General features: G+C 65.8%; 19 protein-coding genes. 8 read left to right on the forward strand and 11 right to left on the reverse strand.

Going from position 1 to position 25,725, the window contains the following annotated elements; translation table 11 throughout:
• Nucleotides 1–3: 3 nt before the first annotated feature.
• The gene (locus OXG79_14855) at nt 4–552 is read left to right on the forward strand and encodes an O-acetyl-ADP-ribose deacetylase (GenBank protein ID MCY3785045.1); all 549 of its coding nucleotides are present in this window, start codon (nt 4–6) and stop codon (nt 550–552) included.
• Here OXG79_14855 and OXG79_14860 read toward each other — a convergent pair.
• The 4 genes from OXG79_14860 to OXG79_14875 all read right to left on the reverse strand — a co-directional run bounded on the left by OXG79_14860 (nt 549) and on the right by OXG79_14875 (nt 5,622).
• Entirely contained in the window at nt 549–1,304 is a 756-nt protein-coding gene (locus OXG79_14860) for a phytanoyl-CoA dioxygenase family protein (protein ID MCY3785046.1), read from the reverse strand. The two genes, OXG79_14855 and OXG79_14860, sit on opposite strands and share 4 nt — an antisense overlap.
• A gap of 223 nt (nt 1,305–1,527) precedes the next feature.
• Nucleotides 1,528–2,520, reverse strand: a complete 993-nt coding sequence (locus tag OXG79_14865) for an ABC transporter permease (protein ID MCY3785047.1) — start codon at nt 2,518–2,520, stop codon at nt 1,528–1,530.
• 85 nt (nt 2,521–2,605) lie between these two features.
• The gene (locus tag OXG79_14870) at nt 2,606–4,579 is read right to left on the reverse strand and encodes an ABC transporter substrate-binding protein (GenBank protein ID MCY3785048.1); all 1,974 of its coding nucleotides are present in this window, start codon (nt 4,577–4,579) and stop codon (nt 2,606–2,608) included.
• Nucleotides 4,580–4,707: 128 nt separating this feature from the next.
• Complete coding sequence (locus OXG79_14875) at nt 4,708–5,622, reverse strand: ABC transporter permease (protein MCY3785049.1); 915 nt, start codon at nt 5,620–5,622, stop codon at nt 4,708–4,710.
• A gap of 464 nt (nt 5,623–6,086) precedes the next feature.
• On the opposite strand from OXG79_14875, the gene OXG79_14880 reads away from it, so the two are divergent.
• The 3 genes from OXG79_14880 to OXG79_14890 all read left to right on the forward strand — a co-directional run bounded on the left by OXG79_14880 (nt 6,087) and on the right by OXG79_14890 (nt 10,022).
• Nucleotides 6,087–6,938 (forward strand): ABC transporter permease, encoded by an 852-nt coding sequence (locus tag OXG79_14880; protein ID MCY3785050.1) that lies wholly within the window; start codon nt 6,087–6,089, stop codon nt 6,936–6,938.
• An 80-nt stretch (nt 6,939–7,018) separates the two neighbouring features.
• Complete coding sequence (locus OXG79_14885) at nt 7,019–8,998, forward strand: ABC transporter substrate-binding protein (GenBank protein ID MCY3785051.1); 1,980 nt, start codon at nt 7,019–7,021, stop codon at nt 8,996–8,998.
• Between the two features lie 52 nt (nt 8,999–9,050).
• The gene (locus OXG79_14890) at nt 9,051–10,022 is read left to right on the forward strand and encodes an ABC transporter permease (GenBank protein ID MCY3785052.1); all 972 of its coding nucleotides are present in this window, start codon (nt 9,051–9,053) and stop codon (nt 10,020–10,022) included.
• 28 nt (nt 10,023–10,050) lie between these two features.
• Here OXG79_14890 and OXG79_14895 read toward each other — a convergent pair whose 3' ends face one another.
• The 3 genes from OXG79_14895 to OXG79_14905 form a co-directional block, all read right to left on the reverse strand.
• Nucleotides 10,051–11,232 (reverse strand): mandelate racemase/muconate lactonizing enzyme family protein, encoded by a 1,182-nt coding sequence (locus tag OXG79_14895; protein MCY3785053.1) that lies wholly within the window; start codon nt 11,230–11,232, stop codon nt 10,051–10,053.
• A gap of 256 nt (nt 11,233–11,488) precedes the next feature.
• The gene (locus tag OXG79_14900; protein MCY3785054.1) at nt 11,489–12,094 is read right to left on the reverse strand and encodes a hypothetical protein; all 606 of its coding nucleotides are present in this window, start codon (nt 12,092–12,094) and stop codon (nt 11,489–11,491) included.
• A 21-nt stretch (nt 12,095–12,115) separates the two neighbouring features.
• Complete coding sequence (locus tag OXG79_14905; GenBank protein ID MCY3785055.1) at nt 12,116–13,681, reverse strand: hypothetical protein; 1,566 nt, start codon at nt 13,679–13,681, stop codon at nt 12,116–12,118.
• Between the two features lie 197 nt (nt 13,682–13,878).
• On the opposite strand from OXG79_14905, the gene OXG79_14910 reads away from it, so the two are divergent.
• A complete protein-coding gene (locus OXG79_14910; protein ID MCY3785056.1) occupies nt 13,879–15,426 on the forward strand; it encodes a glycoside hydrolase family 32 protein in 1,548 nt (515 codons plus the stop codon).
• Nucleotides 15,427–15,549: 123 nt separating this feature from the next.
• Here OXG79_14910 and OXG79_14915 read toward each other — a convergent pair whose 3' ends face one another.
• The 4 genes from OXG79_14915 to OXG79_14930 form a co-directional block, all read right to left on the reverse strand.
• Nucleotides 15,550–17,115, reverse strand: a complete 1,566-nt coding sequence (locus OXG79_14915; protein MCY3785057.1) for a hypothetical protein — start codon at nt 17,113–17,115, stop codon at nt 15,550–15,552.
• 82 nt (nt 17,116–17,197) lie between these two features.
• Nucleotides 17,198–18,172 carry an ABC transporter permease gene (locus OXG79_14920; protein ID MCY3785058.1) on the reverse strand — a complete coding sequence of 325 codons (975 nt, stop codon included), beginning with the start codon at nt 18,170–18,172 and terminating at the stop codon, nt 17,198–17,200.
• A gap of 121 nt (nt 18,173–18,293) precedes the next feature.
• Entirely contained in the window at nt 18,294–20,204 is a 1,911-nt protein-coding gene (locus tag OXG79_14925) for an ABC transporter substrate-binding protein (GenBank protein ID MCY3785059.1), read from the reverse strand.
• Between the two features lie 93 nt (nt 20,205–20,297).
• The gene (locus OXG79_14930) at nt 20,298–21,212 is read right to left on the reverse strand and encodes an ABC transporter permease (GenBank protein MCY3785060.1); all 915 of its coding nucleotides are present in this window, start codon (nt 21,210–21,212) and stop codon (nt 20,298–20,300) included.
• Between the two features lie 482 nt (nt 21,213–21,694).
• Here OXG79_14930 and OXG79_14935 point away from each other — a divergent pair, with 482 nt between their 5' ends.
• The 3 genes from OXG79_14935 to OXG79_14945 all read left to right on the forward strand — a co-directional run bounded on the left by OXG79_14935 (nt 21,695) and on the right by OXG79_14945 (nt 25,721).
• Nucleotides 21,695–22,642 carry a sugar phosphate isomerase/epimerase gene (locus tag OXG79_14935; GenBank protein ID MCY3785061.1) on the forward strand — a complete coding sequence of 316 codons (948 nt, stop codon included), beginning with the start codon at nt 21,695–21,697 and terminating at the stop codon, nt 22,640–22,642.
• A complete protein-coding gene (locus OXG79_14940; GenBank protein MCY3785062.1) occupies nt 22,639–23,655 on the forward strand; it encodes a TIM barrel protein in 1,017 nt (338 codons plus the stop codon). The genes OXG79_14935 and OXG79_14940 overlap by 4 nt, the downstream gene beginning before the upstream one ends.
• A 479-nt stretch (nt 23,656–24,134) precedes the next feature.
• Nucleotides 24,135–25,721, forward strand: a complete 1,587-nt coding sequence (locus OXG79_14945; protein ID MCY3785063.1) for an NAD(P)/FAD-dependent oxidoreductase — start codon at nt 24,135–24,137, stop codon at nt 25,719–25,721.
• Nucleotides 25,722–25,725: the final 4 nt, after the last annotated feature.

Below are 25,725 nucleotides of genomic sequence, written 5' to 3' on the forward strand. Positions count from 1 at the left end.
GGCGTGCACCGCACCTTCGGCGGCACGAGTGTTGTTTGCGTCCGCGGCGACATCACCGAACAGCAGGTCGACGCGATCGTCAACGCGGCCAACGCGCAACTCGCCGGCGGCGGGGGCGTGGACGGCGCCATTCATCGGGCCGGCGGCCCCTCGATCATGGAGGAATGCCGCGCCATTGGCAGCTGCCCTACGGGCCAGGCCGTGCGCACCGGGGCCGGCGACCTGCCGGCCGAGCACGTCCTCCACGCGGTTGGGCCAATTTGGCGCGGCGGTGCGCAGGGTGAGGCTGACCTGCTCGCCTCGGCCTACGAGTCGAGCCTCCGGGCCGCCGCGGAGGCCGGTGCGCGCACGATCGCCTTTCCCTCCATCAGCACCGGCGCCTACGGCTACCCGAAGCCGGACGCCGCCGCCATCGCCTTAGCCACCGTGGCCTCGCACGCTCCGGCGCTCGAATTCGACGAAGTCCGCTTCGTGCTCTTCAGCGACGCCGACCTGCAGGTCTATCAGCAGGCGCTAAGCCAGGTCGCGGCGTCCGACGCGGGTGGCCCTTAGGACAGAGTCGGTTTCCCCATGCGTCGCGGGTCTCTCGTTGGCGGCTGCAAGATCTGTCGCTGGGCTTCGGTGAGCCCCTCCACGCCCTCACCGTCCGGATAGGGCATCCACCACGCCAGCGGCCGCGGGCTGTATTTGTAGAAGATCGTGCGGCGTTCGGCCGCGCCGTGCCACGGCAACGGCCCGTGCGTCAGCGCCTCGGTGAAGAACACCGCCGTCCCCGCGGGTCCGACCACCCGCTCGACGAACGGCTGAGCCTCTTCGAGGTCCTTCCAGTCGGCGGGGAAGGGCAGATTGCTCTTGTGGCTGCCGGGCACGCAGGCAAAGCCGCCGTCGCCGGGATTGACGTCCATGAGGTTGATCGCCACCACGCACAGGCCGTTGTAGAAGCGGCCGTCGGCAAACTCGAAATACTGCGCCGAGTCATAGGGCACGCGCCCGCCGTGCAGCGTGGCGCCGATGGGGCTGAGCCCTCCACGAATTATGTCAAGATAGGTGTGGTCCAGGCGCACATGCGGCCCCACCATGTCGACGACGTACGGCAGCAGCTTGGGATGATCGATCAGATCCCGGTACGGCGCGCCCCACGCCAGCAACTCCAAAAAGCGATACGTGGACCAGTCGGGGTCGGGAAGCGCCGCGATTTGCTCGTCGAGAACCTCGTTGAGCGCTTCCACTTCGGCGGCATCCAGCGCGTTCGGGACCGCCAGAAACCCCTGCAGGTCAAAGAGATACCGCTCGTGCTCAGTCATTGAACGATTCACCCGGCATCTGCCGCGGCCCATGCTGGCACATCCGGCTGCCGCGGGACACACCTCGACCGCAACGGAGGGGTCTGAATGAGGAAATTGGCTTCGCCCCAATCCGTTCGCCCTGAGATTGTCGAAGGGGTTTCGAACGGACTGGACTCCAGGGACGCAGTGAAACTCTGCGTGTTCAGGCGCTCTCGAGCTGGTGGTGGACCGGCGTGGGGCGCTAGGACCCCGTCGTTTCGAGACGCACTCGCGGGTCGATATAGGTATAGAGCACGTCGACGAGCAGGTTTGCCACGGCATAGATGACGGCAGACAGCAGCACCAGACCCTGCACCACCGGATAGTCGCGGTCGATGATGGCGTCGATCAGGCGGAGACCCAGTCCCTGGCGGTGGAACACGGCCTCGATGATCACGGCGCCGGCCAGCAAGCCACCGAACTCGAGGCCGATGACGGTGACTACGGGAATCAGGGCGTTGCGCAGCGCGTGCCCCATCACGACCACGCGCTCCTTCAGTCCTTTCGACCGCGCCGTGCGCACGTAGTCGCGGGACAGCACGTCCAGCATCGAGGAGCGGGTGAGTCGCGCCAGGATGGCGGATGCGGCCGTCCCTAGCGTCAGCGCCGGCAGGATCAGTTCCTTGCCATAGCCGTTGGAAACCGCCGGCAACATGCCTACGCCGTCATCCGTCTGCCACTTGATGGCGAACACCAGGATCAGGAGCAAGCCAACGAAGAAGGGCGGGAACGAGATGCCAAGGATGGCGAACATCTGCGCGCCGTAGTCAACAAAGGTGTGGCGTTTGATGGCCGATATCACGCCCGCTCCGACGCCGATGGTGATGGCCACCGCCATGCTCGCCATCGTCAGCGCAAACGTCGCCGGCCAGTGACTCGCAATCATGTCCACGACCGGGCGCCGGTAGGCAATCGACGTCCCGAGGTCCCCGCGCAAGACATCCCAGACGTAGAGGACGAACTGGTGCGGCGGCGATTTGTCCAGGTTGTAGCTCTCCCGCAGCCTCTCGAGCGCCTTCCGGCTGACTTCGCCGCCCTCGCGGCTGGTCGCGCCGGAGCCGCCGATTTCGCCCGATTGGAAAAAGATCTCGATCGGGTCGCCCGGGATCAGCCGCATGAGCACGAACACCACGATCAGCACGCCAAAGAGGACGGGGATCATGTAGAGGACGCGGCGGATGATGTATCCAACCATGGCTACGTCATTCTAACGGTGGAATCGGACGGCAGGCGCCCGACCGCCGGTTGACGGTCGGGCGCCTGCGGCATTCCGAGAGTCGCTACTCCTGGGTGCTGTAGAACTGCCCGTAGCTGGGCAGGTAGTCAATACCCAAGTGCAGCACGCCGCCGATGCGGTCCGGGTTGGACAGCCACGGCAGGTAGTCGTGCACCAACGGGATGGCGACCGCGTTCTCCATGAGGTAGAGCTCGGCTTCCTCCCAGATGGCTCGCTGCTCGTCCGGATCGAAGCTGGCCCGCGCGGCGTCCAGCAGACCGTCGATCTTCGCGCCCTCCGTCGCGGTGGCCGGAACGCCGTCCCACTCGAAGAACGAGTAGGCGCGACCCGGTCGACCGTAGAAGGACGTGTGGAAGCGGTCGTACAGCACGTCGCCGTTCGGCCCCGCCACGCCGATCCACGTGGTGTGGAAGGCGCCGTCCTGGGCCTGCTCGCGGTGCGTGGCCTCATCCATCTTCGGGATGTTCACCTGGATGCCCAGGCTCCGCTCGACATCCAGCTTGAACAGCTCGACCACGGGATCGCCGCGGTCGGGGTAGCTGATTTCAAGCTTGCGGCCGTCCGGCGCATAGCGGAAGCCGTCGTCGCCCATGGCGTAGCCGGCCTCGTCAAGCAGCGCGCTGCCCTTGGCCGGGTCGTACGTGTAGAGCTGACCGGCCTCGGCGCTGCGGCCCACGGTGCCCGGCACCAGCAGGTTGCTGATGTTGGTGGGAGCCGTGCCGCCGTTGGCGCGCACCGTCACGGTTCGCCGGTCGACGCCGAACAGCAGCGCCTTGCGCACCGCCAGGTCGTCCAGCGGCCAGAGCTGCGTGTGCAGCGGCATGTACTGACCCATGCCCGGCGCGGCGAATCCGATGACGTGGTACTTCGGGTTCTCGGACACCCGCTTGTAGTCGGCGAACGACCAGTTCAGCAGGATGTCGACTTCGCCCGCCTCGAAGGCCTGGGCGTTGTCGGTCATGTTGAAGCCGAAGATCTGCGACCGCATGCGGTCGGGATACGCCGGACCCTGGTTCGGCAAGTACGACGGGCCCCAGGCCCACTTGTCGAACCGCTCGCCGACGATCTTCACGTCGTCTTCCCACTCCAGCATCTTGAAGGGGCCGGTGCCGACCGGATGTCGGTCGAGGTCCTCGCCCATCTCCGTAATGGCCTTCGGCGAAGCGAACACCACGTGCTGGTGAGCGATGAACTTGAGGAAGAATGCCTGCGGCTGGTCCGTGTGGAACCTGACCGTGAAGTCGTTGACCTTCTCGACGCCGGAAATGCCGGCGATGTCACGCACCACGTGACCGCGCGGCAGCTCCTCGTCCAGGAACCGATCGAAGTTGAAAAGCAGGGCGTCCGCGTCGAACGGCGTCTCGTCGTGGAAGAGCACGTCGTTCCGCAGCGGCACCGTCCAGCTCAGCTTGTCGTCCGAAACCTCGGGCAGGTCGGAGGCCAGCGTCGGCAGAATCGCGTTCCCCGGGCCGTAGTTGTACAGCAGCTCGTAGAACATGTTCGCCGGCTCGGCGGTGCGTCCGCCCCACGTCGCCGGGTCGAAGTTCGTCGGGTTGCCGAAGGTCATGTAGCTGACCTCGCCGCCAACCTTGGGGTCCCACGGCTTCAGGCCGATGTTGACCGCCGAGTCGAGATTGTGGATGTCGATGCCCGGCGCGCGCTCGGCGGCCTGCTCGACGATCTTCTCGACGACTCGCTCGACGACCTTCTGGACTTCAACCTCGCGGACCACGTCGCGGGTGACGACCTTCTCGACCTCGACCTCTTTGATGGTCTCGACCGGGACTTCCTTGATCACCTCTTTGGTGACGACCGTCTCGACCGGGACTTCCTTCACCACTTCCTTGGTGACGACCGTCTCGACCGGAACTTCCTTCACCACCTCTTTGACTTCGGTGACCGTGACCGTGACCGTCCGCTCGACGACCTCGGCCTCGCCGCACGCGGCCAGAGCGGCAACTCCAACACCGCCCGCCAGCGCCGCCGCCCCACCGCGGAGCAGCTTGCGACGACTCAAAGACTTACTCGGACCCATAGACATTCCCCTCCCATTTGGGGTGATCGTGCATGCACGCGGCGCGCATCCTACACGACTCTTGTGAATCAGGCACACGTTTTTCTATTGCTGGTACGAAGTCGGCGCGCTCAGTGGGACCACGCCCCCGCTTGCGGATCGAGCGCCTCACGCAACCCGTCGCCCAGGAGATTGATCGAGAGCACCGTGATGGCGATCGCCAGGCCGTTGAAGGTCGAGATCCACCACGACGACCGCAGCAGATGCCGGCTCGACGACAGCTCCAGGCCCCACTCGGGCGACGGGCGCTCGGCGCCCAGGCCCAGGAAGCTCAAGCCCGCGGCGGCCAGGATGGCCCCGCCCAATCCCAGCGTGGCCATGATCAGGATCGGACTGACGATGTTCGGCAAAATGTGGCGCAGCATGATGCGCGTGTCGGACATGCCCACGGCGCGTGCCGCCCGCACATACACCAGCTCTCGGGCGGCGAGCGTCGTCGAACGCACCACGCGCGCATAGAACGGGATGCCGGCCACTCCCAGCGCGATCATGGCGTTGTTCAGGCCAGACCCGAGAGCGGCGACGACCGTCATCGCCAGCAGCAATCCCGGAAACGCCAGCATCACGTCGATGATCCGGCTGATCACCATGTCCACCCAGCGCCCGAAATAGCCCGCCGACAACCCAATCAGCGTGCCGACGATGGCCGAAATCGTCACCGCCGAGAACCCGACGCGAAGCGAAATCCGGGAGCCGCGCACGATGCGGCTGAAGACATCGCGCCCGATGTCATCGGTGCCCAGCGGATGGCCTTCCGAACCCGGAGGCAGGTTGGCCGCCAGAATGTCGAAATGGTTCTCCGGTTCGGTCGCGATCAAATCGGCAAAGATCGCCGCAAGCGAGATGACGATCAAAATGCCCAGCCCCGCCAGGGCCGCCTTGTTCCGTCGCAGCCGCCGCCACGCCATCGTCCACTCGCTGCGCGGTTTGGGCGCAGCAGCGGCCTCGAGCCCGGATTCGCCCTCAGCCAGCGTGTCGGTGGTCAACCTCACTCCTTCGCGTGAAATACCGACCAAATCGCAGCAGTAGCTGCGTCCGCCCCAGCGGTCGCCCGCCAACGCTACCACTTTGGAAATGCCGGCCCGTCGGACGATTCGAACCACGTGTGCGTCGAGCCGTGGAACGCACAAACCGGCGCAGCGTCCCAAATAGTCGCTCACCCGTGCAAGCGCGCCGCCTGCCAGATTGACACGACGGCGCGCCACGCCTTACGTTCCGCCTTGAGGTGACGGCTCGCCTCCGGCGAGTCGTTCGGATGCATCTCGCTTATCGGTGCATCCGTGGCGTTGTCCGGCCCGAGCCGCCTGGAACCATTGACGGTCTCCGAGGCGGAGCCCACCTCGCGCAGACAGGCGGGGGAGCGGGTGTGTCGACGGACGCCCTAAGAGAGCCGACCAGCGCAACAGCGCAAGACCCACTCGAACTGCGTCCGCCGCGCAGCGAGTGGCAGATGTCCTATCGCCGCTTTTACCGCCACAAAGCAGCCGTTCTCGGCCTTTCGATCCTCATCATCATCAGTATCGGCGCGATCTTCGCGGACGTGATCGCCATCGAGCCCGAGGAGACGTTCTACAGCTTCGATGAGTTGCAGACCAAGAAATGGCTGCCGCCGTTGACCGACGGCCACCTCATGGGCACGGACGACATCGGGCGCGACGTGTTCAGCCGCGTGGTCCGCGGCTCCCGAGTCTCGCTGCGCGTCGGATTCTTCGCGGTCGGCATTGCCAGCATCGCCGGCACGCTGTTCGGTCTCGCCGCCGGCTACTTCGGCGGGTGGGTCGACCAGGTGGTCAGCCGAGCCATCGACGTGATGCTGGCCTTCCCCGACTTGCTGCTGGCGATTGCGATCTTGGCGGCGCTCGGGCCCAGTCTCGTAAACGCCATGGTGGCGCTGGGCCTGGCGGGGATCCCCGGCTATGCGCGCGTCGTTCGAGGCGCCACGCTGGCCGCGCGCGAGCTGGTCTACGTGCGGGCCGCGCGCGCCGTGGGTATGTCGGACACCCGCATCATGCTGCGCCACATCCTGCCCAACGTGCTCAGCCCGATCCTGATCATGATGACCCTGGGCCTCGGCGGCGCCATCCTCGCCGCTTCCGCGCTGGGATTTCTCGGCCTGGCCGCCGACCCGCCGACCCCGGAGTGGGGCAGCGAGCTCAACCTCTCGCGCGCCTACCTGCGGACCGCCTGGTGGGTGTCCACGTTCAATGGAGCGGCCATCGCCGTCACGGTCCTGTCGGTCAACATGGTCGGCGACGGCCTGCGCGAGGCGCTCGACCCGCAGGCCAGCTCGTGGGCACGCTAAAATGCCGTCACCGAAAGGGTCTATGCCTGAATCACGATTTCAGCCGGCAATAGACGTGTCGTGCACAGGGGAGGTGTCCGATGGGGAGTAAAGGATTGGTAACCCGGCGCAAGGTCATGCGCGGGGGGTTGGCCGCCTTGGCCGGCGGCGTCGGCGCGGCCGCGCTTGCCGCGTGCGGCGAAGCCGAGGTCGTCGAGAAGACGGTCACGGTGACGGTCACCGAAGTCAAAGAGGTGATCAAGGAAGTTCCGGTCGAAGTCCCGGTCACCAAGGAAGTCGAGGTCGAGCGGGTCGTCGTCAAGGAAGTCCCGGTCGAAACCATCAAGGAAGTGCCCGTCGAGACGATCAAAGAGGTCGAGGTCGAAAAGGTCGTCGAGAAGGAAGTCGTCAAAGAGGTCTTTGTCGAGAAGGTCGTCATCGAAGAGAAGCTGGTCGAGCGCGCCAAGGAGTTGGTGCCCGGCATCAACATCTTCAGCTACCCCGACGTCATTCCGCTGGGGCCCTACAACCCAACCGTCGGCGGCGAGGTGAGCTACCCGACCTTTGGCAATGCCAACAGCTATCACCCGCTGCGCGCGGCCAGCCGAGCGTCGGTTGAGATCGGCAACATGATCCACGAGCCGCTCTACGTGCTTGGCGCGGGCAATGACTTTGCCCCGCTCCTGGCCGCGGGCTCCGAGGTTCAGGACGACCGCACGCAGTGGCGCATTCGCCTGCGCAACGACGTGGTCTTCCACAACGACGAGCCGTTCAACGCCGACACCGTGATCTCGAACTTCGAAGAAATCTTCGACGAGAGCATCGTGCGCGGCGGCATCGTCGGCTTCGCCAACGAGCTCAACAAGGTCGAGAAGGTCGACGACTTCACGGTCGACTTCTTCACCAAGATCCCGAACGCGCTTTTCCACAAGCCACTCACCCGCGGCTATCGGCCGTGGCCGTTGGTGGCCAAGGAAATGGGCGATGACTTCGACTTCAACCCGATCGGGACCGGTCCCTTCAAGTTCGAGAGTTGGACCGACAACGTCGAGCTCGTCGGCACGCGGTTCGACAAGTACGGCTGGGCGCCGTGGTACTCCGCGAACCAGGGTCCGGCATACGCGGATCGAGCCGTCGGCAAGGTCCTGTCGAACGACAGCACGGCGCGGATCAACGCGATGGAGGCGGGCGAGGTCAGCTTCCTGCTCCACTTCGTGTTCCCGCACGTGCAGCGCATCTCGACGAACCCGAGCTTCCGAGTGCTGGGCATCCTGAACGAGGGCATGCCGCAGTACATGCCGATCAACACGCAGCTGTTCCCGACGGACGACGTCGAGGTTCGCCGCGCGATGATCGAAGGCATCGACCGGCGCACGGTCACCGTGCGCGCCAACGGCGGCGTTCCGCCGGTAGTCGTCAGCAACTGCCTCACGTCGGAGGCGGTCAAGGGCTACAACCCGGAGGTCAACAACCTCTACACCTTCGACGTGCAGAAGGCGCAGGCGCGGCTCGACGCCGCCGGCTGGACGCTGGGCGACGACGGCTTCCGCTACAACTCGGACGGCGAGCTGCTCGAGATCGTCTTCCCGGACACCGGCTTCCCGGTGCGCGAGCTGTTCAAGCTCGACGTCGAGAAGTCCCTCGGCATCTCGGTGCAGATTCCGAAGATGGAAGGCAGCACGTTCAACGAGCAGATGCAGAACGGCGCCTTCCACGCGGCGTACGTGGGTGTCGGCGGACCGGACGGCGACGTGCTGTGGGACCGCTTCCACACGTCCGTCTACGGGCTGCCGGGGCGCGCCTACTCGCGCTGGATGTACACGGACCCGCCCGGAGAGGCCACGCCAGGCGTGGAGCTGGATGCGCTGCTCGACGGCGCGCGGGTCGAGTTCGACGAGGCCAAGCGGATCGATCTGTGGCAGCGGGCGAGCCACATCATCATGGACAACGCCTTGATGATTCCGTTCGTCACCGAGTTCCTCAGCTGGATCGCCAACACCGACATCGTCGGCGGGAACCTCTACGTCGGGAACTTCGCGTTGCCGATTTGGAGCGACTGGTACGACAAGCGGGTCGGCTAGCCGAAAGGACTTGGCGCACGCAACTGGGTAGCTAAAGGGATCAGGCGCAGGCATGGGTGGCTACATCATCCGACGCGTCCTCTACACGATTCCCGTCGTGTTGGGAGTGTTGGTGACGACGTTCATCCTCCTGCGCCTGATCCCGGGCGACCCGGTTGATCTGTTCTATCTCGGCGGCCAGGACCCGTCAGGCACCGTGTCGTTCGTCGTTACGCCCTCGCAGCAGAGCGCCTACGACGCCCTGCGCAAGGAATTCAATCTCGACAAGCACATCGTCCACCAGTTCTTCATTTACCTCTGGGACTTCATTCGGTTCGACTTCGGCAAGTCAATTCGGTCGCAGCGTCCGATCAACGAGATCATCGGGGACCACTGGCCGGCCACGATTCAGCTCACCTTGGCCGGGATGGGCCTCGCGCTGTTCATTGGCATTGGCGCCGGCGTGATCTCAGCGATCCGCCACCACACGTGGATCGACTACGCCTCGCAGAGCTTTGCGGTCTTCGGCGTATCCATCCCGAGCTTTTTCCTCGGCGTCATCCTGGTCATGATCTTCAGCGTCGCGCTCGGGTGGCTGCCGGCGATCTCCAACGGCCACGGCAAGGAGCTCATCTTGCCGGGGATCACCCTGGGTACGGCCGCGTCGGCGATTCTTGCCCGCTTGATGCGGTCCTCCATGCTCGACGTGCTGTCGCGTGACTACATCCGCACCGCGCGCGCCAAGGGTCTGCGCGAGCGCGCCGTCATCTGGCTGCACGCGCTGCGAAACGCGCTGATCCCGGTGGTCACGGTCGCCGGCCTGGCCTTCGGCGGTCTGCTCACCGGCACGGTCATCATCGAGTCGGTCTTTACTCGCCAGGGTCTCGGACTCCAGCTCATCTCCGCCATCACCCAGCGCGACTATCCGGTCGTTCAGGGCCTCGTGATGCTCGCCGCGCTCCTCTACGCCGGCATGAACCTCGTCGTCGACATCCTCTACACCTATATCGACCCGCGCGTCCGGCTCGTCCGCGCATCCGTCTAACGCGCAAACACCCTAAGCGTCCGCCGGGCTAGAAGTTCGTGTACGAGCCGTCGCGGCGGTGGAGCAGCGTCGAATTCCAGGGGCGAAGCTCCTGGCTCGCGGCAATGTCCTCGTCGACCTCGATGCCCAAGCCAGGCTCGGTCGGCAGCGGGTACCACGTCCCGTCCAGCTCGACCTGCTCGGGATAGATCGCACGCCGCTCGGGCGTCGTGTCGGAATTGTCCGCGCCTCCGCCCCCGCGCGGCGGGGTGCGCACCTCCAGCCAGGCGCAGTTGGGAATGGCCGCCAGGAAGTGCACCGACGCGGCGGTGCACAGCGGGCCGACCGGGTTGTGCGGCATGAGGTCGATGTAGTGCGCCTCGCACCAGGCGGCGACCTTCATCGCTTCCGTGAATCCGCCGACATTGCAGATGTCGATGCGCATGAAGTTCGCCAGCCCGCGCTCGATATACGGCAGCGCTTGCCACTTGCTTTCGAACTCCTCGCCGATCGCGAATGGCACTTCGGTCATCGAACGCAGGGTTTCATAGGCCTCGGGCGTCTGGTCGCGAATCGGCTCCTCCAGGAAGTCGAGCGCCGCGCGAGGCAGCCGCTGGCAGAACGACGCCGCTTCGGCCACCGTCAGTCGGTGGTGATAGTCGATGCCCAGCACCGGCGCCTGGCCGAGGGCTTCGCGCACACGAATCACCCACTCCGCGGTCAGGGCAATCGACTCGCGCGGTTCGAAAAGCCGCCCATCCTCACCGGCATCGGCAGTACCCAGGCCCAGCCGGATGGCCGGCCAACCCTCCCCGTGCAGGTGCAGGACGTCATCGACCAGCTCGGGGCCATACGGCGCGTGCGCGGTCGCGAAGCCGGGGACGAAATCGCGATGTCTTCCGCCCAGCAGCTCATAGACCGGCACGCCCAGCGCCTTGCCCTTGAGGTCGTACAGGGCGATGTCGATGGCCGAGATCGCCGCGGTGAGCACCCGCCCGCCCTCGAAGTACTGGCTGCGGTAGAGCTCCTGCCACAGGGCGCCGATTTGCATTGGATCGCGCCCGATCAGGAAGTCGCGGTAGTGCCGCACGGCGCCCTCGACCGCCCACTCGCGCGCCGACATCCCCGAGCAACCCCAGCCCACGAGGCCTGAATCAGTCTCGACCTTGACGATGGTCTCCGCGCGCGGACCGCCCCACGGCAGATAGGTCTTCACGTCGGTGATGGTCATGACGAGGTCGCTCTCCTATCGCCCGGCGGAGACTCCGAGACCACGCCGCCGGTTCAGCATCGAACGTAGCGCGTTTTGAGACCTTTGCGTAACTCCGGTAGGGGCGGGTCTCAGACCCGCCCGACGCCCAAGCATCCGGCGCGCCTCCAGATTCGGTCGAACTGGATTCCGGCCTCCGCCGGAATGACGGAGGCATTGCGCAAAGGTCTCGTTTTGGGAGATGCCGCGCCCAGGCCGATGCAAATGAGACCCGGACCTACCGACTGGCAATGCCCTGCCGCCAGCAGTCGGGAAGGGAATCTCCCACATTGATCGCGTCGAATGTGCTTCGCCGTCGCAAGACCGAACCCAGGTAGACGCCCCGCGACCAGCCATGGCACGAGAGGAAATCCGTGGGTAGCGGCTCGTTGTCGGCGTATCCCGCCAGGTCTTCTTGCAGACGGAAACAGGTCTCCGATTCCTCGTCGGCGGATATCCGATAGCTCACGCACCCCAGGTCCTCATCGTCGGGGTGGATGCGCTTGGCCGTCACGACGTACTCGGACCGCGACCCGAAGATGTTCTGGTACCAGCCGCGCCCCCAGATGGTGCGCTCCGGGTGGTCGGTGTCGATGGTCACGAAAAACGCCAGCGGCAACGCCAAACCCAGCGCGGCACCCAAGAGGCCCGTCGCCACGTGAAGCGGCCAGGATGCTCGCAAGCGCCTCGCCACACCCACGGCCAGGATCATCCCCACCAGCCCGGCCACGATCAGGAAGATGGGCACGACCCAGCCGGCCGACCGCACGCCAAACGTCAGCAGCGCCGCGATCGCCGCGGCCACGAACCCCCAGGCGATCCAGACGAACCGCTCGCTGGTCACGGTTTCGCCAAGGGAGGCGGCTCAGCCGTCCGAGCTGGTGATCTGAAACGAGTAGAGCTGCGCGTCGTGCATGTAGAACCGCAGGTGGCGGTGCGGGATGAAGGTCGAATACACCGTCCCCGAGTCGATCCCCTCCGGCAGCGGCAGCGTCGCGTCCCCGCCCCAGGTCACGACGTGGGAAATCGAGTCTCCCGTGAACACGTCGCAGTCGTCCGCGGACCGACCCTCCATCACCCGGTAGGTCACGTCCGACGCCTCCACCTTGATGTAGCCCTGTGGCCCGCAGGACGCGTTGATCACCAGCCGGTCGCCCGGCGCGATGAACGCCTCCGTCAGCAGCATGCCCACGTGCTTGTCGTTCGTCCCGACCGACACGAAGCCATGCCGCCGCAGCTTGCCCAGCCCTAACCCGTAGGGCTGGCGCTGCTGCGGCGACTTGGCGCCGGCGCCTCCGTAGTAGAACCACGACTCATCACCCACGTCCACCATGTGCGGCGCCGCCACGACCAGCTCGTCGAACGAGCCGGGGCCGCCTCCGGGAATCCACGTGTGGGTCGGTCGCAGACGGTCCCAGTTGCGCGCGTCCCGGCTGAAGGCCAGCTGCGGATGCAGCTTGTACTCCGTCATGGCGAGCACGCCCAGGAACGCCACCCAGTGGCTCCCCAGCCGGTAGGGCCGCATGCTATAGAACGAGTCGTCCAGGTTGTCCAGTTCCGGGTCCGGCGCCAGCGCCAGCCGCGGCTCGCTCCAGTGCTGGAAGTCCCGGCTCTGCGACTGGAAGATGCGGCGCATTCCGCGCCGGTTCGACAATCCGTGCGCCGGGTCCGTGGTCGAGCCGCCGGCGATGGCCTTCTCCACCAGGCCGACCCGCGGCCGCGGCGCCATCTCCATCCACGGGTGCCGCGTCAGGATGTTGTACGTGCGCGTCTCGGGGTCGAAGAACGGGTAGATGCTGTCGCCTTGCTTCGCGCCCAGGCCCTCGAACGTGTGAGGCTCGTCGTAGGTCGTCCAGTGAATGCTGTCCGCCGAATAGGCCCGCCGCACATTCGCCCCGGGCAGCTCGTCCGCCACCCGAAAGCCCGGCGGCCCGATCTCATAGATCGCCTTGTAGCGGCGCGCCGGATCCGTCTCCAGCGGGTCGTCCAGCGGCGCCAGTCCCCAGACATTCCCGTGCGTGCGGTCGCCCATCACGATGTTGGTGTCGTGCCCGTCCTCGTGCACGATCCCCATGGGCGGCTTCACCCACGTGTAGCCGTCTTCCGAGCGCGCGTAGCAGACGCGAAAGCGGGATATGTCGTAGTCGATCAGGGTGCCGCCGGTGCGGGCGGCCTTCTCCTGGTCGATGTCGAAGTCGGAGTAGAGGAGGTGAAAAACGCCCTCGTCGTCGCGCCACACCTTGTAGTCGTCGGCGTGCATGTTGACGTGGTGCTCCCACGGCTTGTCCTGGATCAGGATTGGGTTGCCCTCGTGCATCTCCGGCGTATGCACCGTCCGGGAGATGTTCTGGATCTCCTCGATCATCCCGGTGTCGAAGAAGTACTGCGGCGTATCGCGGATGTGAAGCTCGGTCGAGTCGAGGTCGGCCATGGGTGTGCTCCCGTGACTCAGACCTAGCGACCGTAGCACCTTGGCGGGCAACCCAGGCTGCAGGGCGAGATGAGGCTCCACCGCCAGGCGCGCCGCAACTGGCGTCGCGTGCGGCCCTTGCGAATTGCGCGCCCATCTATAGTGGCCGCCAGGTGCCGGGGCCGGCTGGCGCCAAGAGAGCCGCACGCGAGAAACCAATGCCCAACTACAGATCGCGCGTACCCAGCTACACCTTCCCGACCACGCTCGAAGCCCAGGAGGCGGCGCTCGCCACCAATCCACTCATGCGGCGCTTGCAGGCCTCGCGGGCGGCGCTCGCCGACGACCCGTACCGCCCGATCTATCATTATGTCAATCCAGAGGCCACGCTCAATGATCCCAACGGCCTGTGCTTCTGGCAGGGCAACTGGCACCTCTTCTATCAGGCCTATCCGCCCGAAGATCCGCGTCAACATTGGGGCCACGCCGTGTCGAGGGACCTCGTGCATTGGCGCGACCTTCCCTACTGCATCTATCCCGACCCCGAAGAGAAGTGCTTCTCCGGTTCGACCCTGGTGGAGGACGACCGGGTCATTGCCATGTACTTCGGCACGCAGGTCGGCAACATGGTGGCCACGTCGAGCGATCCGCTGCTGCTCAACTGGACGAAAGTTGCCAACCGGGCGGTGATTCCGATTGCCGCGTCCGACGGATCGCCCCTGCCATACACCGTTTACGACCCGTGCATCTGGATGAAGGACGGCGTCTACTACTCCCTTTCGGGCTGGGCCAGACCCGGCGGTCCCGCCGGCAAGCCGATCCGCGCGAATTTCCTGTTTCGCTCCACCGACCTGGAGCATTGGGAATACCTGCACCCGTTCGTCGAGGACGACCGCTACACCTTGGTCGGCGACGACGGCTCGGTGCCCTATTTCTGGCCGATCGGCGACCGGCACATCCTGCTCTTCGCCAGCCACATGACCGGCGCCCAATACTTGCTGGGGGACTACGACACGGCGCGGGACAAGTTCGTGGCCACCCACGGGGGACGGTTCAATTTCGGCGCCATGCGGCCCGCCGGCATCCACGCACCCTCCGCCACGCCGGACGGCCGGGGCGGCGTCATCGCCATCTTCAACATGAACGAGGGCAAGCCGACCGAGGGTTGGAATCAAATCATGTCGCTGCCGCGACGCCTAACGCTCGACGGTGACGACCTGTTCATGGAACCGGTGCCGGCGCTCGCGGCGCTGCGGGACGCTCACATCCGAGTGGATACGACCCTGTTACCCGCAAACGCGGAGCACGTGTTCGAGTCGGTCCAGGGCCGTGCGCTCGAGCTCGTGGCCGTACTCAATCCCCAGGACGCACCCATGGTCGAACTGAACGTCCTGCGCTCGCCGGGCAAAGAGGAGTTCACACGCATCGCCTTCTACAAGAACCGCGGACATTTCGAGCGCGTCTTGGGTACCGGGCGGCATTTCAGCCTGGTCACCATCGACACGTCGTACGCGTCGGGGGCGCCGGACGTCCTGTCACGAGCTCCGGAAACGGCGCCGGTGAATGTCGAGCCGGACGAGCCCGTCGAGCTGCGGATATTCGTTGACCACAGCGTCGTCGAAGTGTTTGTGAACCAGAAGCAGTGCGCCGCGGTTCGCGTCTATCCGGAGCGGGCCGACAGCATTGGGGTATCGCTGCGAGCGCAAGGGGCCGACGCCGTGCTCAAATCGCTCGATGCGTGGACTATGCGGTCGATCTGGCCTTGACGCCGATTGAACCGGCCCCGAGCCGGTCTTTGCCTCACAGCCTCCGGGCGCCACGATGCGTCGGCACACTTCGAGTGGCTTCGTTGCCGTGGCCGAGCCATCCTGGCCATTTCCCCAGCCTGGTCAGCCGTCCGAGCTGGTGATCTGAAACGAATAGAGCTGCGCGTCGTGCATGTAGAACCGCAGGTGCCGGTGCGGGATGAAGGTCGAATACACCGTCCCTGAGTCGATCCCCTCCGGCAGCGGCAGCGTCGCGTCGCCGCCCCAGGTCACGACGTGGGAAATCGAGTCGCCCGTGAACACGTCGCAGTCATCCGCGGATCGACCCTCCATCACCCGGTAGGTCACGTCCGCCGCCTCCACCTTGATATAGCCCTGCGGCCCGCAGGACGCGTTGATCACCAGCCGATCGCCCGGCGCGATGAAGGCCTCCGTCAGCAGCATGCCCACGTGCTTGTCGTTCGTCCCGACCGACACGAAGCCATGCCGCCGCAGCTTGCCCAGTCCTAACGCGTAGGGGCTGCGATCCCGCGCGGATAGGGCGCCGGCGCCCCCGAAGTAGAACCACGACTCATCGCCCACGTCCACCAGGTGCGGCGCCGCCACGATGAACTCGCCGAACGAGCCCTTCCCCCCGCCCCCGATCCACGCGTGCGTCGGCCGCAGGCGGTCCCATTTGCGCGCGTCCCGGCTGTAGGCCAGTTGCGGGAACATCGTGCGCGTGGTCATGTTGAGCACGCCCAGAAACCCGACCCAATGGCTGCCCAGCCGGTAGGGCCGCATGCAGTAGAACGAGTCGTCCAGGTTGTCCAGCTCCGGGTCCGGCGCCAGCGCCAGCCGCGGCTCGCTCCAGTGGTGGAAGTCTCGGCTCTGGGCAAAGAAGATGCGCCGCATCCCCCTCCGGTTCGACAGCCCGTGCGCCGGGTCGGTGGTCGAGCCGCCCGCGACGGCCTGTTCGACCAGACCCACCCGCGGCCGCGGCGCCATCTCCAACAACGGATGGCGCGTGAGGATGCAGTACGTGCGCGTCTCGGGGTCGAAGAACGGGAAGATGCCGTCGCCCTGCTTGGCGCCCAGCCCCTCGAACATGGGCGGCTCGTCATAGGTCGTCCAGTGGATGCTGTCGGCGGAATATGCGCGCCGCACGTTCGCCCCGGGAAGCTCGTCCGCCACCCGAAAGCCCGGCGGTCCGATCTCGTAAAACGCCTTGTACCGACGCGCCGGATCCGTCTCCAGCGGGTCGTCCAGCGGCGCCAGGCCCCACACATTCCCGTGCGTGCGGTCGCCCATCACGATGTTGGTGTCGTGGCCATCCTCGTGCGTGATCCCCATCGGCGGCTTTTCCCAGGTGACGCCGTCCTCCGAACGCGCGTAGCAGACGCGAAAACGGGCAATGTCGTAGTCGATCAAGGTGCCGCCCGTGCGGCGCGACTTCTCGTGGTCGATGTCGAAGTCGTTATAGAGGAGGTGAAAGACGCCATCGTCGTCACGCCAGACCTTGTAGTCGTCGGCGTGAAGGTTGACGTGGTGCTCCCACGGCTTGTCCTGGACCAGGATCGGGTTGCCCTCGTACAGCTCCGGCGTATGCACCGTCCGGGAGATGTTCTGGATCTCCTCGATCATGCCGGTGTCGAAGAAGTACTGCGGCGTGTCGCGGATGTGCAGTTCGGTCGAGTCGAGGTCAGCCATGGGGCGGCTCCTGGAGCCGTGATTCGGTCACCGTAGCACCGGAGATGCCGGGCGCCGCGCTGGCCGCGCTGCCGGCCCGATGCTAGGCGCCGCTCGATCCTTCGAGACGCACGCGCGGGTCGATGTAGGTGTACAACACGTCGATCACGAGATTCATAACCGCGTAGACCAGCGCCGCCATGACGACGAGACCTTGAGCGATGGGATAGTCGCGCTGGTTGATGGAATTGATGAGCTGAAATCCCAGTCCCTGGCGTGTAAACACCGCCTCGATCACCACCGCCCCGCCGAGAAGGCCGCCGAACTCGAGCCCGATCACCGTCACCACGGGAATCAGCGCATTGCGCAGCGCGTGGAGCCAAATCACCGCGCGCTCACGCAGACCCTTGGCCCGCGCCGTGCGGATGTAGTCCCGGGACATCACGTCCAGCATCGACGACCGGGTCAGCCGAGCCAGGATGGCGGAGGCCGCCAGGCCCAAGGTGATCGACGGCAAGATCAACTCCTTGCCGTGACCATTGGAAATCGCCGGCAGCCAGCCCAACGTGATGCTGAATATGAAGATCAAGACGAGCCCAAGCAGGAATTGCGGCACCGACACGCCGATAATCGCGAACATCTGGGCCGCGTAGTCGATGATGGTGTGGTGCTTGATCGCGGATAGGATGCCGGCGGTCAGCCCCACCACGATGGCGACCGACATCCCCACCAACGTGATCTGCATGGTCGCAGGCCAATGGTCGCCAATGATATGCAGCACCGGCCGCTTCTTGCGGATGGAGATCCCCAGGTCGCCCCGCACCAGGTCCGCCAGATACAGCACGTATTGGTGGGGCATCGACTTGTCGAGGTTGTAGGCCTCGCGCAGCCGCTCGAGCGTGGACTCCGATTCGAGGCCGGCGGCCGACGCGCTGGCTTGCCCTGGCTGATCCTGGCCGAAGTAGTAGAGGGTGATCGGATCACCAGGCACCAGGCGCAGCAGCACGAACGCCACCGTGACCACTCCGAGAGTGACCGGAATGATGTAGAGCACCCGTCGCAGGATGTAGGCGCCCATGGCTATGCCAAGCGGGCGCGGCGCCGCAAGGCGCCGCGCCCAGCTTCAAGCCGACCGATACCGTTTCCCGGCAATTCGGCCCCCGAGGCTGTCTTCATCGACAACGATGCGACTGGCGCTCCTAGTCCTTGCTGTAGAGGTCGCCGAAGTAGGGATGCGACGCTCCGCTGCCGATGAACATCCGCCCGCCAACGGTGGACGGATTCGTCAGCCACGCCAGGAGCGACTGCACCAGCGGGACGCCCACCGCGTTCTCCATCAGGAGATACTCGGCATCCTTCCACATCTGCACCCGCTTCTCCGCGTCGAACTCGGTGCGCGCGCCGTCCAACAGCGGGTCGATGCGCGAGTCGGGGTTGGGCACGCCCGGCTCGCCCGAGTACTCGAAGAACGTCCACGCGCGACCGGGCTTGCCCAGCAGCGACGTGTGGAATCTCGTGTACAGCGCATCGCCGTTGCGACCGCCCACGCCGTTCCACGCGTGGTGATAGAGCCCCTGGCTCATCCCCTCGGCAAACGTCGGGAAGTCGATATTTGGCACGTCCACGAAGATGCCGATGTTGGACTCGATGTCCAGCTTGAACAGCTCGCAAATCGGATTCGGGGTGTTCGGGAAGATCACCTCGAGCCGCTTGCCCTCCGAGTCGTAGCGGAAGCCGTCCTCGCCTCTCGGGTAGCCGGCCGCGTCCAGGATCTCGTTGGCCTTGGGAACGTTCCAGTCGTAGAGCTTGGACGCCTCTTCGCTGAAGCCGATGGTGCCCGGTGCCAGCAGGTTGCTCACCAGGGTCGGCGCCAGGCCGCCGTTTTGCCGCACGGTCGCGGTCCGCCGGTCCAGCGCGTGAATTAGCGCCTTGCGCACGTTGATGTCGGTCAAGGGCCACTTGATCGTGTTCATCGGCACATACTGGATGTCGTTGAACAGCAGCCCGATGACGTGGAACGCGGGATTCTCGGAAACCCGCTGCACGTCCGGGAACGTGAACTGCAGGGAGATGTCGATCTCACCGGCCTCGAACGCCTGCGCCCGGGCGGCGAAGTCCATCGACAGCTGGAGAATCCTCGCCGTGTCGGCCAGGCCCGGCCCCTTGTTCGTCGCAAACGGCGGACCCCACGTGTAGTCGTCGAACCGCTCGTAGAGCAGATCAACGTCGTCGGTCCAGCTCACGAAGCTGTAAGGGCCCGTTCCAACCGGATTGCGCTCGAAGTCCTGTCCCATCTCCGTGATGGCCTTCGGCGACCCCATCACGAGCGACGCGGTCGTCAGGAACTCCGGCAGCAACGGCTGCGGTCCGTTGGTGTTGAACCGCACGGTGAAGTCGTCGATCTTCTCCACGTTGGCAAACGCGCCAACCTCACCCGCGACCGAGCCGCGCACGGCGCTCTCATCGAGATAGCGCTCGAAGTTGAAGACCACGGCATCGGCGTTGAACGGGGTGCCGTCGTGGAACTTCACGTCGTTGCGCAGCGGAAGCGTCCATGACATGTGATCGTCCGCGACCTGGGGAAGATCCGAGGCCAGGTGCGGCTGCAGGACGTTGTTCTCGCCGAACACCACGAGGCGCTCGAACATCGGCGACGTCGCCTCGGGCCCGCGCGTAATCCAGGACAGCGGGTCTAGCGAATTCGGATTGGTGAACGTGAAGTAGCTCACCTCGCCGCCCACGATGGGGTTCCACGGCTCGCCGCCGATATCCACGATCTTGCTGAGCAGGTGGGCGTCGACGCCGGGAGCTCGTTCGCGGGCCTTCTCGACGATCTTCTCGACGATGACCTCGCGGACGACTTCCTTCTCGACGATCTGCTGGACCGGGACTTCCTTGATGACCTCTTGGGTCACCACCGTCGCGACCTCGACCTCTTTGATCACCTCCTGGGTGACGATGGTCTGGACCGGGACTTCCTTGATCACTTCCTTGGTGACGATCTTCTCTTCGCCGCACGCGGCGAGTGCGGCCGCTCCGACACCGCCGGCTAAGGCAAGGGCTCCACCGCGCAACGCTTGACGGCGCGAGAGCGAAGATTTCGTACCCATGGCTTACCTCCCCCAGACATTCGGACAGCAGATACTTTTACAGCGTTGCATCGTACGCGTTGCGCACTCCGGTGACAACGCGGCGAACCGCGTCTAGCCGGTCCAGGCCGACGCCTGCGGATCGAGCGCCTCGCGGAGGCCGTCGCCAAACAGATTGATGGCGAACACGGTGATCGCCAGCGCCAGACCGTTGAACGTCGGAATCCACCACGCCGTGCGGAAGTAGTTGCGATTCAAGGAGAGTTCGAGTCCCCATTCGGGCTCGGGTGGGCCGGCGCCCAATCCGAGAAAGCTCAGGCCGGCCGCCGACAGCATGTTGGTCCCCAGCCCAAGCGTCGCCAGGATCAGAATGGGGCTGACCACGTTGGGGAGGATGTGGCGAAAGATCACTCGCAGATCGCGCATTCCGACCGCACGCGCCGCCCGCACATAGGTGAATTCACGCGCCGACAGCGTGGTGCCTCGCACCACGCGGGCATACCCGGGAATCCCGGCGATCCCCAGCGCGATCATGGCGTTGTTCAGTCCGGGACCCAGACCCGCCACGATGGTGATGGCCAGCAGCAGGCTGGGAAACGCCAGCATGATGTCCAGCACGCGGCTGATCAGCATGTCCGGCCAGCGGCCGAAGTAGCCCGCGACCAATCCCAGGATGGACCCGAAAAACGCCCCAATCGCAACCGCCGTGAATCCGATGCGCAAGGAGATGCGCGCCCCTCGCACCACGCGGCTGAACACGTCGCGTCCGATGTCGTCCGTGCCGAAGACGTGGCCATCCGTGCCCGGCGGCAGCAGCGCCCCCGGAACGTTGTAGTAGTCCAGTCCTTCAGTCGCAATCACGTCGGCGAAAATCGCCCCGGTCGCCATCACGATGAGCACCGCGCCGCCGACCAGCGCGCCCTTGTTGCGGTAAAGACGACCCCACGCCAGCGACCATTCGCTGCGCGGCTTGGCCTGAACGGCGCCTTGGAGCGCCGTATCGCCCGCCACCTGAGATTCCAAGCTCAACGGCCGCCCCTATCCAGTGCAGATTCGCCTCGCGGCGCGAACGTCCGGGCAGACGGACGGTAAGCGCACCATGGGACGGAGTCGACGATCCGCCCACCGGCCGCAACTGCCGCTGGAACCTAAACCGCTCGACCAAGAAGCGTCAATCCCGCGACAAGCCCGGCAATGGGTCAGGTTCAGTCTGTCATTCCCGCGGAGGCGGGAATCCACCCGTCATTGACCCCGGGGGCGGACAGGGTTCGCCCGGTCATCCCCAAGCATGGCGAGGTTCTGCAAAGGTCTCTCGGTGGGAGAGAGATCTGTAGTGAGCAAGTGAAGAACGCCACCGCCGGATGCCTGCGACAGGAAACTGAGTGCCGGGGCGATACGCTCACCACCGTGATACGCCATAATGTCGCCGCCGCCACCGGTTCGCCGCCGGCGCCCCGAGGCTCTGTTTCCGGAGTTGCCGTGAAAGCCCACCACCAGCGCCCGAGCCTCTCGTGAAACTCTGCATCTCCATCGCGTGCTACCGCTGGGCCTTTCAGCCCTCGATTCGACGCGACGGCCCCGACTACCGCGCGAACGGCGGGCCGTTGGCCTATTTGCAGTCCTTCACCGCCCCGCCGCCGGAAGACAACCGCTTCTTCTGGATGGTCGACAAGACGGCCGAGCTGGGACTCCAGGGCCTGTACGCCCACCCCGGCGAATACGTCGATGACCGGGCCGGAGCCGAAGCCATGCGCCGCAAGGTTGAGGACCGGGGATTGATCTGGAACGGCGGACTCACGGTCAACATGGCCGCCACCGACGACGAGTGGGAAAGCTTCGAGTACGACAACGCCGTGCGCCAGCTCAAGCTCAACCATTGGGCCGGCCTCAACATCGGCACCATGACCCACCGGCTGCCCAACGTGCACAACCATTTCTCGAGCGACCCGCCGATCGACGAACAAATGGCCCGCGCCGCCAAGCATCTCCCCACGCTGACGCCGGTAGCGGAAGAGCTTGGCGTGATCATGGCCTGGGAAAACCACATGGACTACCGCGTCTCCGAGGTCGCCGGGGTCGTCGACGAGGTCAACTCGCCCTGGCTGCGGATCACCCTGGATACCTCCAACCCATTTCCCAGCCTCGAAGACCCTTTGGAGGGTGCGCGCATCGCCGCCCGCAACGTCGTGGCGGTGCACTTCAAGGACTTCCGCGCCCAACCGCTGCGGGCAACCTGGGAGCCGCACTTCCACTACTCGCCCGTGGGGCACGGCGATTCGCCCATCGGCGAGATTCTCAAGGTGCTCCAGGCCGAGGCGCCCGACCCCGACAACTTGCTCGCCAATATCGAGATCTCACCGCCACCGCAGCACGACCCCGAAACCTGGGTGCTTGAGAGCAAGCGCTGGTTGCTGGAAGAACAGGGCCAATACTTTGAGCCCCATCTCTCCGCCCAATGAAGCTCGGGCTCTCGCACGAGACCTACCGCTGGGTCGCGTTCCCGTGGATGCGGTCCGACGACCCCGAGTTCGTCGGCGAGATGCAGGCGCCCATCTACCTGCGCGGCATCGACCCTCCGCCGCCCGGGGAATTGCCGATCGATTGGATGGTCGAACGCGTCGCGGCGCACGGGCTCTCGTCACTGGCCATGGACTGCGGCTGGTTCCAGGACGCGAACCGCGCCCGCGCCTTCCGCGACCGGATGACCCAGCGCAACCTCACCCATCTCGCGTCCGCATCAGTCGACCTGGCCGCACCACCACACGAATGGGGCAGAGGGTCCTACGACCCGTCGTGGAGCAGCCGCCAAATCCCGACGTTCGACATGTCGCAGGCAACCGCCGTGCGGACCGGCTGGACGGGCGGCGCGCCGTTCGACATCGCGGTAAGGGCCATGGAGCTCGCGCAGGCCGCGGGCGCCCGCGTCCTCAGTCTCGTCCACGGGCAGCCCGGCCGCCTCAACCACTACGCCAAGGACCCACCCATCGACGAGCAGATCGACCGGATCATCGGCAACCTCAAAACCCTGCTGCCCATCGCCGACGACATGGGCTTGACGCTGGCGACCGAAAACCACATGGACTACCGCTGCTCGGAGTTCGCCCTGGTCCACGAGGGCGTGGGCGCGACGACCCTGCGCCACGTGTTCGACTTTGCAGACTCCATGGCCGTCAACGAAGACCCGCTCGACGGCCTCCGTCACGTGGCCCGCTTCACCGTCGCCACGCACTTGCGGGACATGCGGGCGCAGCCCATCACCCAGGTAGCCACCGGCGCCTTCTATCACACGCCCATCGGCCTCGGCAGCGTGCCGATTCAGTCGATGCTCGACATCTTGCGGGCCGAGGCGCCGGATTCCGACGACCTGCACCACTATGTCGAGGTCGTCCCGCGGCCCGACTACGACACCGAGCACTGGCTCACCGAGAGCCTGGACTGGCTGCGCACCGAGTGCGCGGCCTCCTGGACCTAGCCGAACTGGGCTCCACACCGCCTGAATGCACGTAGCCGACATCGCCTCGGAGACCAGCGCGTAGGGAAGCCCATGCGCAGCCCTCCGTCACTCCCGCGCCCTCCGTCATTCCCGCGAAGGCGGGAATCCACCCCTCATTGAATCTGGAGGCGGAAGGGATGCTCCCGGTAATCCCCACTCCCGGCTGAGATTCGCCAAAGTCTCCGTCGGCGGGAATCTAGCGAAAGCTGGGCCTGTCCTCGTGCAGTCGGGGGCGGTTCGCGAACGGCCCCGAGACCTTTGGAATGCTCTGAAAAAGCCTATTGACCCGACCCCGATCCGTTCGCCCTGAGCGAAGTCGAAGGGCCTTTCATGGTTCGACAAGCTCTCCACGAACGGATTGGGGCGCGGTTCAGGGATTTGTTCAGAAATTCCTTAGATCACGAATCTCCCTGCGGAGTACGCTTTGTCGACCCACGCCCCTCACGCCAAGTGCCCAAATGGACTACGACGCGATCATCATCGGCTGCGGCCACAACGGCCTCGTGGCGGCGTTCTACCTCGCGCGGGCCGGATTGCGGGTGCTGGCGCTGGAGCAGGGGCCCAAGGTCGGCGGCGCGGCCACCACCGACGAGCTCATTCCCGGCTTCCGCTTCTCCACCTGCGCCCACAGCTTCGTCCTGTTCCATCCGCAAATCCTGGACGACATGCGGCTCGTGGACCTCGGCCTGCGCGTGTTTCGCCGCGATCCCCCGCAGTTCCACCCGTTTGCCGACGGCGAGTATCTGCTCAGTTGGAACGACCTGGAGCGAACCAAGGAATCCATCGCCCGGGTCTCGCGTCACGATGCCGAAGCCTACGATGATTATGTTAAGTTCTGGGCGGACGCCGCAGCGCTGTTCGCCCCCTACCTCTTGACCCCGCCGCCGACTCTCGGCGAGTTTCTCCGCACCGCCGAGGACGGTCCGCACGCCGCCATCGCCCACACCCTCGTCACCGGCACCCGACGCCAACTGCTCGACGACTACTTCGAGTCGCCGCGCGTCAAGGCGTCACTCGGCACCACCTTTGACGCCGGCACCACTGACAACGCCGGCGGCTTGCTCTACTTCGCCTTCGCTGCTGCGCTCTCGTCCCAGCTGGGTCAACGCGGGCTCGTGGGGTTCCCCCAGGGCGGCATGGGTGCCGTCACGCAGCTCCTGCGAAAGGCGGCCGAAGCCGCCGGGGCCGAGGTGCGCACGTCATCGCCTGTCGCCGGCGTGCATGTGGCCGACGGACGCGCCCGCGGCGTCATTCTCGCCGACGGAACCGTCGTGACCGCCCGGGCCGTCCTCTCCAACGCCGACCCGCAACGAACGCTGGCCCACCTGGTCCCGCCCGAGCACCTGCCGCAGCCGTTCCTCCGCTCGATTCGCCGCCTACGGATAAACGCGGGCTACCTGAAGCTGCACTGCGCCACGACCGGTCTTCCCGACTGGCGCGCCCTGCCGGGCGACGGTCCGCAGCACGGCGCCAACGTGCGCATCTGTGAATCGCTGGACCACATCGACCAGGCCTGGAACCAGGCCCGCGCCGGCCACATGCCCAACGAGCCCGTCCTCGGGCTGGTCTGCCCTTCCGCCTACGACCGCTCGGCCGCGCCTCCCGGTCATCACACGATCTCTATTTGGGTGGAATACGCACCCGTCGGCCTTGCACCGAATGCCTGGGAATCCCAGCGGGCTCGAATCACCGACGCGCTGATCGCACAGGTGGCGCGCTACGCCCCCAACTTCCCCGACCTCGTCCTCGACGCCTACCTCCACGGACCGCCCGAGATCGAGGCCCGCGCCGGCATGACCCGCGGCAACATGCACCACGTGGACATGACCATCGATCAGATGCTGGGGGCGCGTCCGCTGCCCGGCTGCGCGGCTTATCGCACGCCGCTCGGCGGGCTCTATCTGTGTGGGTCGGGGTGCCATCCGGGAGGCGGGGTCAGCGGCGCGCCCGGCCACAACGCCGCCGAGACGGTGATCCGCGACCTGAACGCGGTTCCGGCGGCACATCCACCACGCGCTACCATCGGCGCCAGCCGATCCGCCTAGTCAG

It is taken from the genome of Chloroflexota bacterium, from assembly GCA_026706485.1.
In the GTDB taxonomy this organism is placed as follows: domain Bacteria; phylum Chloroflexota; class UBA11872; order UBA11872; family UBA11872; genus JAJECS01.

Excerpts from the sequence above, each read along its gene's own strand:
- OXG79_14860 (MCY3785046.1), bottom strand. The coding sequence starts at position 1,304 with ATGACTGAGCACGAGCGGTATCTCTTTGACCTGCAGGGGTTTCTGGCG.
- OXG79_14865 (MCY3785047.1), bottom strand. The coding sequence starts at position 2,520 with ATGGTTGGATACATCATCCGCCGCGTCCTCTACATGATCCCCGTCCTC.
- OXG79_14880 (MCY3785050.1), top strand. The coding sequence starts at position 6,087 with ATGTCCTATCGCCGCTTTTACCGCCACAAAGCAGCCGTTCTCGGCCTT.
- OXG79_14885 (MCY3785051.1), top strand. The coding sequence starts at position 7,019 with ATGGGGAGTAAAGGATTGGTAACCCGGCGCAAGGTCATGCGCGGGGGG.
- OXG79_14890 (MCY3785052.1), top strand. The coding sequence starts at position 9,051 with ATGGGTGGCTACATCATCCGACGCGTCCTCTACACGATTCCCGTCGTG.
- OXG79_14895 (MCY3785053.1), bottom strand. The coding sequence starts at position 11,232 with ATGACCATCACCGACGTGAAGACCTATCTGCCGTGGGGCGGTCCGCGC.
- OXG79_14905 (MCY3785055.1), bottom strand. The coding sequence starts at position 13,681 with ATGGCCGACCTCGACTCGACCGAGCTTCACATCCGCGATACGCCGCAG.
- OXG79_14910 (MCY3785056.1), top strand. The coding sequence starts at position 13,879 with ATGCCCAACTACAGATCGCGCGTACCCAGCTACACCTTCCCGACCACG.
- OXG79_14915 (MCY3785057.1), bottom strand. The coding sequence starts at position 17,115 with ATGGCTGACCTCGACTCGACCGAACTGCACATCCGCGACACGCCGCAG.
- OXG79_14920 (MCY3785058.1), bottom strand. The coding sequence starts at position 18,172 with ATGGGCGCCTACATCCTGCGACGGGTGCTCTACATCATTCCGGTCACT.
- OXG79_14925 (MCY3785059.1), bottom strand. The coding sequence starts at position 20,204 with ATGGGTACGAAATCTTCGCTCTCGCGCCGTCAAGCGTTGCGCGGTGGA.
- OXG79_14940 (MCY3785062.1), top strand. The coding sequence starts at position 22,639 with ATGAAGCTCGGGCTCTCGCACGAGACCTACCGCTGGGTCGCGTTCCCG.
- OXG79_14945 (MCY3785063.1), top strand. The coding sequence starts at position 24,135 with ATGGACTACGACGCGATCATCATCGGCTGCGGCCACAACGGCCTCGTG.